General features: G+C 71.9%; 13 protein-coding genes. 5 read left to right on the top strand and 8 right to left on the bottom strand.

Going from position 1 to position 14,311, the window contains the following annotated elements:
• The first annotated feature begins 16 nt into the window (after nt 1-16).
• Entirely contained in the window at nt 17-382 is a 366-nt protein-coding gene (locus tag Bequi_RS09455; RefSeq protein ID WP_249737688.1) for a VOC family protein, read from the top strand.
• Nucleotides 383-476: 94 nt separating this feature from the next.
• Here the strand turns inward: Bequi_RS09455 and Bequi_RS09450 are convergent, their stop codons facing one another.
• Genes Bequi_RS09450 through hrcA form a run of 3 tightly spaced genes read right to left on the bottom strand, consistent with a single transcriptional unit; the run spans nt 477 to nt 3,489 of the window.
• Nucleotides 477-1,271 carry a 16S rRNA (uracil(1498)-N(3))-methyltransferase gene (locus Bequi_RS09450; protein WP_249737687.1) on the bottom strand — a complete coding sequence of 265 codons (795 nt, stop codon included), beginning with the start codon at nt 1,269-1,271 and terminating at the stop codon, nt 477-479.
• A gap of 7 nt (nt 1,272-1,278) precedes the next feature.
• The gene (gene dnaJ, locus Bequi_RS09445) at nt 1,279-2,418 is read right to left on the bottom strand and encodes a molecular chaperone DnaJ (RefSeq protein WP_249737686.1); all 1,140 of its coding nucleotides are present in this window, start codon (nt 2,416-2,418) and stop codon (nt 1,279-1,281) included.
• Between the two features lie 57 nt (nt 2,419-2,475).
• Nucleotides 2,476-3,489 (bottom strand): heat-inducible transcriptional repressor HrcA, encoded by a 1,014-nt coding sequence (gene hrcA / locus Bequi_RS09440; protein ID WP_249737792.1) that lies wholly within the window; start codon nt 3,487-3,489, stop codon nt 2,476-2,478.
• A 154-nt stretch (nt 3,490-3,643) separates the two neighbouring features.
• On the opposite strand from hrcA, the gene Bequi_RS09435 reads away from it, so the two are divergent.
• Complete coding sequence (locus Bequi_RS09435; RefSeq protein ID WP_249737685.1) at nt 3,644-4,525, top strand: DUF3097 domain-containing protein; 882 nt, start codon at nt 3,644-3,646, stop codon at nt 4,523-4,525.
• Nucleotides 4,526-4,693: 168 nt separating this feature from the next.
• Nucleotides 4,694-5,218 carry a DUF4870 domain-containing protein gene (locus Bequi_RS09430; protein ID WP_249737684.1) on the top strand — a complete coding sequence of 175 codons (525 nt, stop codon included), beginning with the start codon at nt 4,694-4,696 and terminating at the stop codon, nt 5,216-5,218.
• 79 nt (nt 5,219-5,297) lie between these two features.
• On the opposite strand, the gene hemW is transcribed toward Bequi_RS09430, so the two are convergent.
• Both hemW and lepA read right to left on the bottom strand, forming a co-directional pair.
• On the bottom strand, nt 5,298-6,455 hold the full coding sequence (gene hemW, locus Bequi_RS09425) for a radical SAM family heme chaperone HemW (protein ID WP_249737683.1): 1,158 nt from the start codon (nt 6,453-6,455) through the stop codon (nt 5,298-5,300).
• Nucleotides 6,452-8,332: a translation elongation factor 4 gene (lepA, locus tag Bequi_RS09420; RefSeq protein WP_249737682.1), complete on the bottom strand. Its 1,881-nt coding sequence runs from the start codon at nt 8,330-8,332 to the stop codon at nt 6,452-6,454. Before lepA ends, hemW begins: the two co-directional genes overlap by 4 nt.
• Before the next feature lie 179 nt (nt 8,333-8,511).
• On the opposite strand from lepA, the gene Bequi_RS09415 reads away from it, so the two are divergent.
• Both Bequi_RS09415 and rpsT read left to right on the top strand, forming a co-directional pair.
• Complete coding sequence (locus Bequi_RS09415; RefSeq protein ID WP_249737681.1) at nt 8,512-9,156, top strand: type II toxin-antitoxin system PemK/MazF family toxin; 645 nt, start codon at nt 8,512-8,514, stop codon at nt 9,154-9,156.
• Between the two features lie 288 nt (nt 9,157-9,444).
• Complete coding sequence (gene rpsT / locus Bequi_RS09410; RefSeq protein ID WP_249737680.1) at nt 9,445-9,711, top strand: 30S ribosomal protein S20; 267 nt, start codon at nt 9,445-9,447, stop codon at nt 9,709-9,711.
• 161 nt (nt 9,712-9,872) lie between these two features.
• Here the strand turns inward: rpsT and holA are convergent, their stop codons facing one another.
• The 3 genes from holA to Bequi_RS09395 are packed head-to-tail and all read right to left on the bottom strand — an operon-like array spanning nt 9,873 to nt 14,242.
• Nucleotides 9,873-10,859, bottom strand: a complete 987-nt coding sequence (gene holA, locus Bequi_RS09405; protein WP_249737679.1) for a DNA polymerase III subunit delta — start codon at nt 10,857-10,859, stop codon at nt 9,873-9,875.
• A 45-nt stretch (nt 10,860-10,904) separates the two neighbouring features.
• The gene (locus tag Bequi_RS09400) at nt 10,905-13,247 is read right to left on the bottom strand and encodes a ComEC/Rec2 family competence protein (protein WP_249737678.1); all 2,343 of its coding nucleotides are present in this window, start codon (nt 13,245-13,247) and stop codon (nt 10,905-10,907) included.
• On the bottom strand, nt 13,244-14,242 hold the full coding sequence (locus Bequi_RS09395) for a helix-hairpin-helix domain-containing protein (protein WP_249737677.1): 999 nt from the start codon (nt 14,240-14,242) through the stop codon (nt 13,244-13,246). The genes Bequi_RS09400 and Bequi_RS09395 overlap by 4 nt, the downstream gene beginning before the upstream one ends.
• Nucleotides 14,243-14,311 lie beyond the last annotated feature (69 nt).

The following is a 14,311-nucleotide window of genomic DNA, read 5'->3' as shown; positions in this document are numbered from 1 at the left end:
CCAAGGAGAAGATCGCATGTCACTACGCCTGTCCCATACCACCTGGGACGCCCTCGACCCGCATACCATCGCGGAATTCTGGCGCGTCCTCCTGAAGTGGGAGATCACGGATGCAGCCAGCTATCACCCTGGTTCTGACGAGTGTTACCTCGTCAGCCCCCACGGATACACGGTCCTGTTCTACAAGGTGCCCGACGCCAAGCAGGTCAAGAACCGCGCACATATGGATCTCGTCCCCGAGGACACCACCCGGGACGAAGAGGTCGACCGAGCTCTTCGCCTGGGCGCGACCGTCGTCGACGACCGTCGGCACGACCTCGGTTGGGCCGTCTTGCAGGACCCCGAGGGCAACGAGTTCTGCATCCTGCAACCCGATAGCTGATCTGGACGGCCTTGCCGCATGCGCGTGCCGCCATCAACCACCCGTACAGCAGACAGCCCTTCTCGCGCTGGATCCGCGCCGCGGGGCTGTGCTCTCAGCTCCCCCAGCGCCCGATCAGCGCGCTCAGCACCGCGATCCCGGCGGGCCCGGCGGTCGAGCTGCGCAGCACCTCGGGGCCGAGCAGCACTGTTCGCGCGCCCGCTTCGCGCAGCGCCGTGAGCTCGCTCTCGCTGATCCCGCCCTCGGGGCCGACGATCAGGGAGATCTCGGGCACCTCGCCGCTGGCCGCTGCAGCACGCAGCTCCTCGGCCAGAGCCAGCAGTCCCGCGCTCTCCTGCTCGTGCAGCACGAGGACGAGGCCGCCCGCAGCGACCCGCTCGGCGACGTCGGCCGCAAGGCCCTTCGAGTCGAGCGGGGCGTCGATCTGCGGGATCCCGGGGCGCCGGGACTGCTTCACGGCGGCGCGCGCGGTCGCTTCCCACTTCGCGCGGCCCTTCCCGCGCTTCTCGCCGCGCCACACGGACACGGACCGGTCGGCGATCCACGGGGTCACGCGGTCCACCCCGAGCTCCGTGGCCATCTCGACGGCCTGCTCGTCGCGCCCGCCGGTCGCGAGCGCCTGCACGAGCGCGAGGCGAGGCACGCGCACGATCGGCTCGCCGGGATCCTCGAGCAGCTCGAGATCCAGCGCCTCCTTGCGGGCGGCGGTGACGAGGGCGCGAGCCTGCCGGCCCTCGGCATCCGTCAGCAGGATCGTCTCGCCGGCGGCGATGCGGGCGACCTTCGCCGCATGTTGGCCCTCGTCCCCCGCCAGGGTGCAGGCGTCGCCCGCAGCGAGTCGGGCGAGAGTGTCGTCGAGGACGAGGAAAGAGGACGGCGTCTCGGGCATGGCCGGCTCAGAGATCCCGCAGGCGATCGCGGAGCTTGCCGAACACGCCCTTGCCCGCGCGGCGGGCGCGCTGCGCGGCAGGCTTCTCCTCGCCGCGGATCCGGGCGAGCTGCTCGAGCAGATCGCGCTCCTCATCGGACAGCTTCGTGGGCACCTCTACGTCGAGCTCGACGCGGATCGCTCCACGGCGCTCTCGGCGCAGCGGAGTGACGCCGAGGCCTGCGAGGACGATCTCGTCCTCCGGCTGCGAGCCCGCGGGGATGTCCACGGACTGCATCCCGTCGAAGGTCTCCAGCGGGATGCTCGCGCCGAGTGCGGCAGCCGTCATCGGGATCTCCAGGCGCGTCACGAGGTCATCGCCCTCGCGCACGAACACGTGGTGCGGGGCGACGGAGAGCTCGACGAACAGATCGCCCGAGGGCCCGCCGGCCTGGCCGACCTCGCCCTCGCCGCGCAGCTGGATGCGGGTGCCGTTCTCGACGCCCGAGGGGATCTTCACCGTCACGGTGCGCTCGGTGGGCACGCGGCCCTGGCCGGAGCAGCCCGTGCAGGGAGTCTCGATGATGTCGCCGTGGCCGCCGCAGGCCGGGCAGGGGGCGACCGTCATCATCTGGCCGAGCAGGCTCTGCTGGACGCGCTGCACATGGCCCGAGCCGGAGCACTGCGTGCAGGTCACGGGCGAGGTGCCGGGCTCGGCACAGGCGCCGTGGCAGCGCTCGCACAGCGCCGCGGTGCGGAAGGAGATCTCGCGCTCGGCGCCGAAGACGACGTCGCGCAGGTCGATCTGCGTGCGCCGCAGGATGTCCCCGCCGCGGCGCTGGCGCGGGACGGGGCCCTGCGCACGGCCGCGCATGCCGCCGCCGGTGAACATCTCGAAGATGTCGCCGAAGTCGAACGCCTGGCCGCCGCCGGGGAAGCCGCCCGGGAATCCGCCGCCCGTGCGGCCGCCCATGTCGTACTGACGGCGCTTATCGGGGTTCGAGAGGGTCTGGTACGCCTGGGAGACGTGCTTGAACTTCTCCTGCGCCTCCGGATCGGGGTTCACATCGGGATGCAGGGAGCGCGCCAGCTTCTTGTACGCCTTCTTGATGTCCTCGACGGAGGCATCGCGGGAGACGCCGAGCAGTTCGTAGTAGTCCTCGTTCACAGCATGCTTTCTTCTGGGGCGGTTTCGGGGCGGGGCGAGCGGCCGCTGGGGCGGCGCTCAGCCCAGGAAGCGGGAGACGTAATGGGCGAGCGCCTGCACGGTGGAGATGCCGGTGACGTAGTCCATGCGGGTGGGGCCGAGGATCGCCAGGTGCGAGCCCTGACGGTATCCGGCGCCGACGACCGCAGCCTGCGCGAGGGCGCCGTCGCGGATCTCCTGGCCGATGCGCACCTGCACCGTGCCGGGCTCGGCGTGGAGATCGCCGAGCAGGCGCAGGAGCACCAGCTGCTCCTCGAGGACGTCGAGCATCGGCTCGATCCGCAGCGGGAAGTCGGAGGCCGAGCGCGCGAGGTTCGCGGTGCCCGCCATGATGATGCGCTCGTCGGTGCGGCTGGACGCGAGGGCGAGCAGCGCTTCGACCACCTCGGCGGTCGCGCCCTGCTCGGGAAGAGGTCGCAGCCACTGGAGCTCGCGCAGGGGCACCTCGAGGTCGGTGACCTCCCGGCCGACGGCGGCCGCGTTCACCTGGTCGCGCAGATCCGCGTAGAACTCGGTGCCGAAGGGCGCCTCGCGCCCGGCGAGCAGCGGGATCGTGCGCTGGTCGACCTGCCCGGCCTCGGTGATCAGCACCACCAGCAGCAGGGACTCGGCGACCTTCACCAGCTCGATGTGGCGCACGCGGGCCTGCCGCGCGGCGGGGTACTGCGCCATCGCGACCTGCTGGGTGAGCTGCGCGAGCAGGCGCACCGTGCGCCCGAGCAGCTCATCGACATCGCCGGCGTCCCCGAGGAACGTGCGGATCGCGCGCTTCTCGGGCGCCGAGAGGGGCTTGATCGCGGCGACCTGGTCCACGAAGGCGCGGTACCCCTTGTCGGTCGGGACGCGGCCTGCTGACGTGTGGGGCTGATGGATCAGCCCCTCCTCCTCGAGCGCCGACATGTCGCTGCGCACGGTCGCTGCCGACACGCCGAGGTCGTGGCGCTCCAGCAGCGAACGGGAGCCGACGGGCTCGCGGGTGGCGACGTAGTCCTCGACGATCGCGCCGAGGATCTGCAGCTTGCGGTCCTCCACTGCTCCCACCTCCTGTGATCGTGCGATGCGGTCTTCGGGCCGACGGGCGCGTGCGCGCCGCGCGCGCTGGCACTTCCCCGGTCCGAGTGCCAATGCTACGCGGCCCGGGCTCGCCTCCCGAAGCCGTGTTCGCTACCGGTGTACCGTGCCGATCGTGCCTTCCGGATCCTTCCCCGACCGCTACAGCGCCGACGTGCTGAGCTCCGCCCCGCCAGCCCATCACCGCCGCGCGCCGACCTCACGCCCCGTCGCCGCCGCGAAGGGGCTCGTGGTCGAGGACGCTGCGACCGGATTCACCGGAGCGATCATGCGCCTGGAGAAGATCGCCGGCGAGCTCCTCGTGGAGCTCGAGGACGGCCGCGGCCGCAGGCGCTCCTTCCCGCTCGGACCCGGCTTCCTGATCGACGGGCAGCCCGTCGAGATCACACGGCCGAAGCCCGCCGCCGCCACGCCTGCCCGTCAGCGCTCCGCCTCGGGCTCCGTGTACGTCGAGGGGGCCCGTGCCCGCACCGCTCGCGCCTCGCGGATCTGGGTCGAGGGCAAGCACGATGCGGAGCTCGTGCAGAAGGTCTGGGGCCATGACCTGCGGATCGAGGGCGTGGTCGTCGAGATGCTCGACGGCGCCGACAACCTCGCAGAGCGCGTCCAGGCGTTCCAGCCCGGTCCGCGCCGCCGCATCGGCGTGCTCGTGGACCACCTGGTGCCCGGATCGAAGGAGTCGCGGATCGCCGAGCAGGTCATGCGCATGCCCGGAGCGCGCGGGAACGTGCTGATCCTCGGGCATCCATACGTGGACGTCTGGCAGGCGGTCCGCCCGGCGCGCGTGGGGCTGAGGGCATGGCCGCACGTGCCGCGCGGCACCGACATCAAGGTGGGGACGCTGAAGGCCCTCGGCTGGCCGCACGCCACGCAGATCGACATCGCCGAGGGCTGGCAGCGGATCCTCGCGACCGTCCGCTCCTACGCCGACGTCGAGCCGACCCTCTCGGGCCGCATCGAGGAGCTCATCGACTGGGTGACCGTCGAGGGCGAGTGACCTTCGGGCGCGGCTGCCCGGTGTCGCATCCCGGATTGCGGGTTTTCCCCCGGTCGAAGATCAGGGGTGCCTCCCTGGGCCCGTTCCGCAGGAGTCGATAGGCTCGAGGAGTCCACGAACACCACCGGCACCCTCGCGCGCAGCGCAGTGCCGAGGAGAGGAGCTCCGATGAGCCAGATTCCCCCCGCCCAGGATCCGAACGGCGCCCCCTACGGCGCCCCGCACGCCGCTCCCGCGGGCTACGGGGCACCGAACTGGGCGCAGACCCCGCCTCCCGGCATGAACGGCGTCTACGAGGGCCCGCTGAACGGCACCCCGCTCAGCGACAGCGACGAGAAGCTCTGGGGCATGCTCGCGCACCTGTCCGCGGTCATCGGCTACATCGTCGGCGCCGGCTTCCTCGGCTGGGTCGGTCCGCTGATCATCTTCCTGATGTACAAGGACCGCAGCCGCTTCGTGCGTTTCAACGCGGCGGAGTCGCTGAACGCCGCCATCGCCACCGTGATCGCCGAGATCGTCCTGTCCATCGCGGTCACCATCTTCGCCATCGTCACCCTGGGGCTCGGTTCCATCGCGTTCCCGGTGATCGTGGTCCCCGCGATCCTGCACTTCGTCTTCGCCATCATCGGTGCGGTGCGGGCCAACCAGGGCACCTGGTGGAACTACCCGCTGAACATCCGCTTCATCCGCTGATCCGCGGACGCGCTGATCAGCGCAGCACGCCCGACGGGGCGCCGGGAGACCCGGCGCCCCGTCGGGCGTGCGAAGTGCCTCAGACCGTCAGGTCGCGGATGACGGCGTCGGCGAGCAGGCGGCCGTTCCGGGTCAGCACCAGCCGGCCCTCGGCGGCCGCGCCGGCCTCCAGGTGCCCGCGACCGGCATGCACCGCGATCTGATCGCGCGCCTGCTCGGGAATCGCCTGGACCGGCAGTCCGTCCACGATCCGCAGCTCGAGCATGATCCGCTCGAGCGCGCGATCCTCGGCGCTCAGCTGCTCGCTCTCCTGCACCGGCAGCGCGCCGGTGGAGAGGACCCCCGCGTAGCGGCTGGGGTGCTTCACGTTCCAGGAGCGCATGCCGTCGCGATGGCGGTGGGCCCCGGGGCCGATCCCCCACCAGTCGCTCCCGCGCCAGTACGCGAGGTTGTGGCGGGAGCGGTGCGCGGGGGTGCGCGCGAAGTTCGAGACCTCGTACCAGGAGAGCCCGTCGGCGCTGGTGAGATCATCGATCAGCTCGTACTTGTCGGCCATGTCGTCCGGATCGGGGGCCTCGATCTCGCCCCGCCGCAGGCGCCGGGCCATCGCCGTATTGCCCTCGATGATCAGGGAGTACGCCGAGAGGTGGTCGACCCCGCACGCGAGCGCCGCTCGCACGGAGGTCTCCACGTCGGCGAGGGTCTCCCCCGGCGTGCCGTAGATGAGGTCGAGGCTGACGTCGAGGCCCGCCTCCCGCGCCCATGCGACGGCTTGCGGGACGCGCTCGGGGTTGTGCGTGCGATCGAGCGTCGCGAGCACGGAGCGGACCGCGGACTGCATGCCGAAGGACACGCGCGTGATGCCGCCCTCCCGCATCGCCTGCAGGGACTCTCGGGTCACCGAGTCCGGGTTCGCCTCAGAGGTGACCTCCGCATCCGGCGTGAGCGGGATCAGCGAGCGCAGGTGCGCGAGCATCGCCACGAGATCATCGGCCGGAAGCAGCGTCGGGGTTCCGCCCCCGAAGAACACCGTAGAGACCGCGTCGTACTCGTACCCGGCCGCGAGGTCATCCGCGAGAGTCAGATCCATCTCGCGCATAGCGTTCTGGGGGTACTCAGCCTGGGATCCGCCGCCGCCGAGCTCCGTGGCGGTGTACGTGTTGAAGTCGCAGTATCCGCAGCGCACCGCGCAGAACGGGACGTGGATGTAGACCGAGAGCTCCCGCGGGGAGGTCACTTCTTCTTCGCGTCCTTGCCCGCGTCGGCGCCGTCGGAGGAGAGCGCGGCGATGAACGCCTCCTGCGGAACCTCGACCGAGCCGATGTTCTTCATGCGCTTCTTGCCCTCCTTCTGCTTCTCCAGCAGCTTGCGCTTACGGGAGATGTCGCCGCCGTAGCACTTGGACAGCACGTCCTTGCGCATGGCGCGGATGTTCTCGCGGGCGATGATGCGGGCGCCGATAGCCGCCTGGATCGGCACCTCGAACTGCTGGCGCGGGATGAGGTTCTTGAGCTTGCCGGCCATCTCGACGCCGTAGCCGTAGGCGCGGTCGCGGTGGACGACTGCGCTGAACGCGTCGACCGGCTCGCCCTGCAGCAGCATGTCGACCTTCACCAGATCCGCGGCCTGCTCGCCCTCGACCTCGTAGTCCAGGGACGCGTAGCCCTTGGTGCGGGACTTCAACTGGTCGAAGAAGTCGAAGACGATCTCCGCCAGCGGCAGGATGTAGCGCAGCTCCACGCGATCCTCGGAGAGGTAGTCCATGCCCTGGAGCTGACCGCGCTTGCTCTGGCACAGCTCCATGATCGCGCCGATGTACTCGGCCGGGGCGAGGATCGTGGCGCGGGTGACGGGCTCGCGGATCTCCCGCACCTTCCCCTCGGGGAAGTCGGAGGGGTTGTAGACGCCGACCTCGGTGCCGTCCTCCATCGTCACGTGGTAGATCACCGACGGCGCGGTCGCGATGAGGTCGAGGTCGAACTCGCGCTCGAGGCGCTCGCGGATGATCTCCAGGTGCAGCAGGCCGAGGAAGCCGACGCGGAATCCGAAGCCGAGGGCCGTGGAGGTCTCCGGCTCGTAGTTCAGGGCCGCGTCGTTGAGCTTCAGCTTGTCCAGCGCGTCGCGCAGGGCCGGGTAGTCCGAGCCGTCGATCGGGAAGAGGCCGGAGAACACCATGGGCTTCGGGTCGGAGTAGCCGGCCAGCGCCTCGGTCGCGCCGCGGCGAGCGGACGTGACGGTGTCGCCGACCTTCGACTGGCGCACGTCCTTCACGCCGGTGATCAGGTAGCCGACCTCACCCGGGCCGAGGCCCTTCGTCGGCACCGGCTCCGGGGAGATCACGCCGATCTCGAGCAGGTCGTGCACCGCACCGGTCGACATCATCTCGATGCGCTCGCGGGGGCTGAGCTCGCCGTCGAACACGCGCACGTAGGTGACCACGCCGCGGTAGGTGTCGTAGACGGAGTCGAAGATCATCGCGCGGCAGGGGCCGTCGGCATTCCCGACGGGCGCCGGGAGTGTGCGCACCACGTGGTCCAGCAGCTCCGGCACGCCGACTCCCGTCTTGCCGGAGACGCGCAGGACGTCCTCGGGGGCGACGCCGACCAGCGAGCCGATCTCGGCCGCGTACTTCTCGGGGTCCGCGCCGGGCAGATCGATCTTGTTGAGCACCGGGATGATGGTGAGGTCGTTCTCCATCGCCAGGTACAGGTTCGCGAGCGTCTGCGCCTCGATGCCCTGGGCGGCGTCGACCAGCAGGATCGCGCCCTCGCAGGCGGCGAGCGAGCGGGAGACCTCGTAGGTGAAGTCGACGTGGCCGGGGGTGTCGATCATGTTCAAGGCGTAGTTCACGCCGTCGACCTGCCAGGGCATGCGCACGGCCTGGCTCTTCACGGTGATGCCGCGCTCGCGCTCGATGTCCATGCGGTCGAGGTACTGCGCGCGCATCGCCCGCTCGTCGACGACGCCGGTGAGCTGCAGCATGCGATCGGCCAGGGTCGACTTCCCGTGGTCGATGTGCGCGATGATGCAGAAGTTGCGGATGCGCTCCGAGGGAGTCGACGCGGGCTGGATATCGCTCGCCTCGTCGTGGGAGATCCTCGGGGTCACGGGCATCCGTCCTCTCAGGTGGTGGCGCAGGGCGCCCATGTGCAACCCTCATGGTCTCATGGTCCGGTGCGCCTGCCGGGCGCGCGGAGTGCACCCTCTGTTCGCCTGTCGCCTCGAGCGACCCCGCGGCCGCCCGCACCGTGGTCCACTGGGATCGTTCTCACCGCTCTTCTCATGGAGGACCCATGTCCCTCGGCACCCAGCTCAGCTCGTTCCTGCGCGGCGTCCTGCGCTCCCCTGCCGCACGGCGGATCGCCCGCGACCTCGGCCGCAGCGCGATCGAGGCCGTCCAGGAGCAGACGGGGCCGAAGAGCTCACGCCGCGACGATGACCGCCCGGCACACCAGGGCGAGGCGCGCTCGCCCCTCCCGTCGGACCATGCCGCGCTTCGCGACCGGCCGAGCATGCCGCCACTGAACCTCAGCTACTCCCCGAACGCCGACGGCGACGCCGATCCCGGGGAGATCGTGTGGGCCTGGGTCCCGTACGAGGAGGACATCACCCGCGGCAAGGACCGCCCGGTGCTCGCGCTCGCTCTCGAGGCGGCGCGCACCGGCGGGTCCGACGGCACCGGCGACGTGGTGGTCGCCCTCATGCTCACCTCCCGCGACCGGGGCACGGGAACCCACACCGACTCGCACGGAGCCACCTGGATCGACATCGGAACCGGCAGCTGGGACAGCCAGGGCCGTGCTTCCGAAGTGCGCGCGGATCGCCTGCTGCGGATCCCCGCCGCATCGGTGCGGCGCGAAGGCGCACGGCTGGATCAGCGGCGCTTCGACGAGGTCGCGCGGCGTGCGGGCGCGCTCCACGGCTGGCCCGTGCGCTGAGGCTCGCCACCTCCCCTTCATCCGCAGGTGGGAGCCACGACACGTCCCCGTCATCCCCTCTGCGGGCCGCGCCTCTGCTACGGTTGTTTCCGTATGTGTGACATACCGCCCGGTGTGTGCACGCGACCGCCCGCCGTGTCAGGGCCGGTCGAGGTGAGTCATCGGGTGCGTGACCGCGACAGCGATCCGGCGCAGGCGTCTCCAGGCGAATCCCCACCGCCCGTCCCCGCCTGAACCGTGCCTCAGCAGTTGCGGACGTTCCACCACAAGATCTAGAGAAGAGCACCCGTGGCAAACATCAAGTCGCAGATCAAGCGCATCAAGACCAACGAGAAGGCGCGCCAGCGCAACAAGGCGTACAAGAGCGAGCTGAAGACGTACACCCGCAAGGTGCGCACCGCCGCCGCTGCCGGTGACGCCGCAGCTGCGCAGACCGCCCTCACCGAGGCGTCGCGCAAGCTCGACAAGGCCGTCTCCAAGGGCGTCATCCACAAGAACCAGGCCGCCAACCGCAAGTCGGGTCTGGCGAAGCTGGTCGCAGGCGTCGCAGCCTGATCGCAGCGCCCCCCGCTTCACCAGCGAGCCCCGCACGGAACACCGTGCGGGGCTCGCTGCATGTCGGGCGGATCCTGCTGCATTGAGCGGCGCACGGACCGCCTGCGAGGCCGGGCGCGGCGCTCTCAGCGGCCGTCGGGGGCTCAGCGTCCGTTGCGGGCTCAGCGGCCGTTGCGGGCCCGGCAGATCTCGGTGATCATCCGCTGCACGGCCCACTGGGGATCGCGGCCGGCGCCCTTGACCTCGTGATCGGCCTGGGCGACCGCGTTGATCGCGCGGGCCAGGGCGCGGTCGTTCCAGCCTCTTGCCTCGCGGGACAGGTTCCGGAGCATCCAGTCGGGCATCCCGAGAGTGCGGGCCGACGCGCCCGGCGCGCTGACCTTCGCGAGGCTGCGCATCTTCGAGGCGATGGCGGCGACCAGGGGAACGGGATCGGCTCCGGCGAGCTGAGCCTGCTGCAGGAGCACGAGCGCCCCGGCTTCGCGGCCCGCGATCGCGGCGTCGGCGACCGCGAAGGCGGTGGTCTCCACGCGCCCGGCGGTGAGCTCCCGCACCTGGGCCAGCGTAACGGCCTCGGGCGCCTCGCCCTCCTCGGGGGTCGTATCCTCCAGCAGCTGGCGGGAGATGGCGGCGAGCTCGGAGAGGTCGGTGCCGAACGCGTCGACGAGCGCGGCGGCGGCATCGGGCTGGATGCGACGACCGGCGCGGATGAACTCCGCGGTGACGAAGGTCTGCTTGTCGGCGGGGCGCTTCAGTGGATCCGCAGCGACACGCGGCACGCCCGCCTTCTTCAGCGCATCCAGGAGCTTCTTGCCGCGAGCTCCCCCGCGGTGCACGAGGACGAGGGATACCCCGGCCTCCGGAGCCGGGAGGTAGTCCGAGATCTCTGCGATCAGGCTCTCCGGCGCCGACTGCAGGTCGGGCACCAGCACCAGTCGCGCCTCCCCGAACAAGGACGGGCTCGCCACCTGGGACAGCGCACCCGGAACAGCCTTCTCGGCGGTGATCTCGTGGATGCTCACATCGGGATCCTGCTGCCGCGCCAGAGCGCGCAGGCGCTCCACCGCGCGGGCTGCGACCAGCGCCTCGCTGCCGTGGATGAGCACGATGGGTGCCGGGTCCACGGAGTGCCACGCGACGTCCGTCATGGTGCTCCCTCCTCGATGCGGCTCGGCGAGCGAGCAGTGCCGATCCTATCGGCCCGGTCCGACAGATCTCGGGCTCAGCACGTCGCTCGCCGGCAGCACGATCGTTCCGTCGCGGTCGGTGCGCGCGCTGGACGCACCGAGCCGGGTGGCGAGATCCACCGTCTCCTGCGCAGGGTGCCCGAAGGAGTTGTCGGCGCCGACGGTGAAGAGCACGAGACGCGGCTGCAGCCTCGCGTAGAGCCCGGGATCCTGCCGCCTGGAGCCGTGGTGGGCGGCCTTCAGCACCGTCGCCCGGGGCAGCGGCAGTGCGGCGAGCTCGCCCTGCGCGACCGGTTCGAGATCGCCGAGGCCGACATACGTGGTGCCGTCCTCCCACGCGGCGGCGATGACGAGGGAGCAGTCGTTCGCGCCGTCATCCTCCCCTCCCCCGCTCTCGCGCGCATCCGCGCTGCGGGCCGCCTCGGCCGAGGGCGGCCAGAGCACCTCCAGGGAGAGACCGCCTCCGCTCCAGCGCGCGCCGGTGGACACGGGCTGCGCTGCGGGGGCGGGGAGGCTCTGGGCGGGGGCCGTCTCCAGGGGACAGATCCACTGCGCACGAGGAGCACGCTCGCCGGTGAGCGCGTCCCGGCCGCCCACGTGATCGGCGTGCGGATGGGTGAGCACGAGCAGATCGATCTGCTCCACCCCCAGTCGATCCAGGCACTGGGTCAGAGCCGCCGGATCGGGGCCGGTGTCGATGAGGATCGTGGTGCTCGCGCGCAGCAGCACCGCGTCCCCTTGGCCCACGGCGCACGCGGCGATCCGCCACTGCGCTGCCGCTCCCGTCGGCCCGCGAGCGAACAGCGGCGGGGCGAGCAGCACGACCAGCGCCGCTGCGAGCGACCATCGCACGATGGCCAGATGCTGCCAGCGGGCGCAGCAGAGCACGACCACCAGCACGCCGATCATCGCCATGCACCCGGCCGCGCCCTCCGGGACCGCGAGATGCGCGCCCGGAAGGCCCTGCGCTGCCGTGGCGAGCGCGATGACCAGATGCGCCCCGCCCGCGCACAGCTGCCAGAGCACCGACGCGAGCCCCGGGAAGAACGGGCCGAGGAGCAGGGCCAGCATGCCGATCACCGTCGCCGGGCCGACGATCGGGGCGACCAGGATGTTCACCGGCACCGACCAGAGCGAGACCTCCGGGGAGAGCAGCACCAGGACCGGGGCGCAGGCGAGCTGCGCGGCCAGCGGGACGGTGATCACGAGCCACCATGCAGTGGGGATCCGCCCGCCGCTCGCCGCATGCAGCGCCTGGGCGAGCAGCGGAGCGAGGATGAGGATCGCGGCCGTGGCCAGTGCCGACAGCAGGAAGCCGATCGAGGCGCTCGTCGCGGGATCCAGGGCCGACCACACCGCCGCGGCCGCGCACAGCGCCGCGAGGGGCGAAGCCCTCACTCCGACGAAGCGCGCCGCCAGGATCGGCGCCGCCATCGTCGCGGCCCGCAGCACGCTGGGCTCCGGACCGACGAGCACCACGTACCCGCCGGCTGCGAGGGCCCCGAGCGCGATGCGGGACCTGCGCCGGACCCCGAGCAGGAGGCACGGTGCCATCACGGCGCCCAGCACGAGCCACAGGTTCGAGCCGGAGACGGCCACGAGGTGGGAGATCCCCGCCTGGCGCATGATCTCGAGGGTGTGCTCGCTCATCCCGTTCGTGTCGCCGGTGGTCATGCCGCGCGCCATCGCGGCCTCATCGGCCGGGAGCGCGGCGGTGAGGGTGCGAGAGGCGGCACGCAGCTCCGCGGCGGGGCCCTCCGGGTTCTCGACGAGCTGCGCGCGGTCCACGCGCAGGATGAGCAGCCCGCCGCTGGCGGCGACCGTCCCCCGCAGGCGCACGGTCGCGCCGGCCCGCACCGCGCCGAGAACGCTCCCGGGCCCGCCCGTGGCGAGCATCCGGGAGCCAGCCGGCAGGTCGAGCGTGCGGGTGCCGACCCGCGCGGGGCCCGGCTGGGTACGCACCATCACCGCGTGACCCCCGGCCTGCCACGCGGCGCCACCCTCGCGCGGGCGGGCATCAGCGGATGCGCGGGCGAGCACCTCGACGCGGGCGCCGGACTCGACAGCGTCCGTGAGCGCCTCCCGGGTGGCGTCCTCCCGATGAAGAGCAGGGACCAGGAGCATCGCACCGAGCACGAGGAGTCCGAGGTGCGCGAGCAGCGCATCGCGGGTGCCCTGGGATCTCGCGAGCAGCGCGGCGGCCAGCACGCAGGTGAGCACCCCGGCGATGGCGGTCAGGGCGCTGGCCGCTCCCGCGTGGATGCCGAGGACGGCAGCAGCCCACAGCATCGCGGCTGCCGGGAGCAGGCGGAGGTCGGTCCTGCGCACCACGGGCGGCTTCGTGCTCACACGGTGGCCTTCTCCCGGATCTTCTCCAGGGTCGCCGGGCCGATGCCGGAGACCTCGTCGAGCCCGTCCACCGAGGCGAACGGGCCGTTGGTCTCCCGGTGGCGGACGATCCGCTCCGCGATCGCCGGCCCCACACCGGGCAGCTCCTGCAGCTCCTGGGCGCTCGCGCTGTTGATGTCGATCAGGCCCCCCGACGCGGGAGCCGATCCCGCCGCCGCGCTCGCGGTCGCACTGCCAGTGGTCCCGGGTGATCCAGGAGCGGATCCGGCGCTGCCTGCGGAAGCCGGATCGCGGGGAGCCTCGCCCTGTGCCGGGACATGGATCTGCTCCCCGTCGACCACGAGCCGGGCGAGATTCAGGAGCGAGAGGTCCGCATCCTCCGCGGGGCCTCCGACCGCGTCGAGGGCATCGGCCACGCGCGCTCCCGCCGGCAGCTCCACGACGTCGGGCGCGATCACCGCTCCGGAGACGTAGACGACCGCTGGGGCGGAGGGCGCGGCAGCGGGTGTCGCGGCGGACCCGGCCGCCCCGGCGCTGCTGCCTGCCGCGTCGCGACCGGCAGACGCCGGCGCTGAGCCGCCCGTGCCCGCCGAGCCGCTCGCACCGCTCTCGATCCCCGCTCCGGGCGCTCCGCTGGTCGGGCCGTCGGCGATGAGCGGAGCCGAGGTGCCGGCGGCGACCGTGGACGGGACGGCGGCGCCCTGGGTGGAGAGATGCACCGCGCCGACCCCGATGAGCACGAGCACGGCGATGCCGACGAGGGACGCGGGGGCGGGCCGCGGGATGTCCTGCCACCAGCGCCGCCGCGGCAACTCCTCCTGCGCGCTGCGCAGCTCGACGAGCGGATCCTCGGGCCCGCTCCATGCCAGGAGGTCATCCCCCACCGAGTCCGAAGGATCGCCCTCACGCTCACGCTCATGCTCTTCCTGCAGGAGGGAGCGCCGATGGCGCCCAGGCTCCGGGGACGCGTTGCGGGTGCGGTGTCTGCTGCGCATGGCAGCGACGCTAGAGGCGCGGCCTCCCGCTCAGAGCGCCGGGAGCGGCACTGGGGAGAAAGGCTCGAT

The sequence above is a fragment of the Brachybacterium equifaecis genome, from assembly GCF_023509525.1.
GTDB lineage: Bacteria > Actinomycetota > Actinomycetes > Actinomycetales > Dermabacteraceae > Brachybacterium > Brachybacterium equifaecis.
This window is presented reverse-complemented; position numbering and strand designations above follow the sequence as displayed.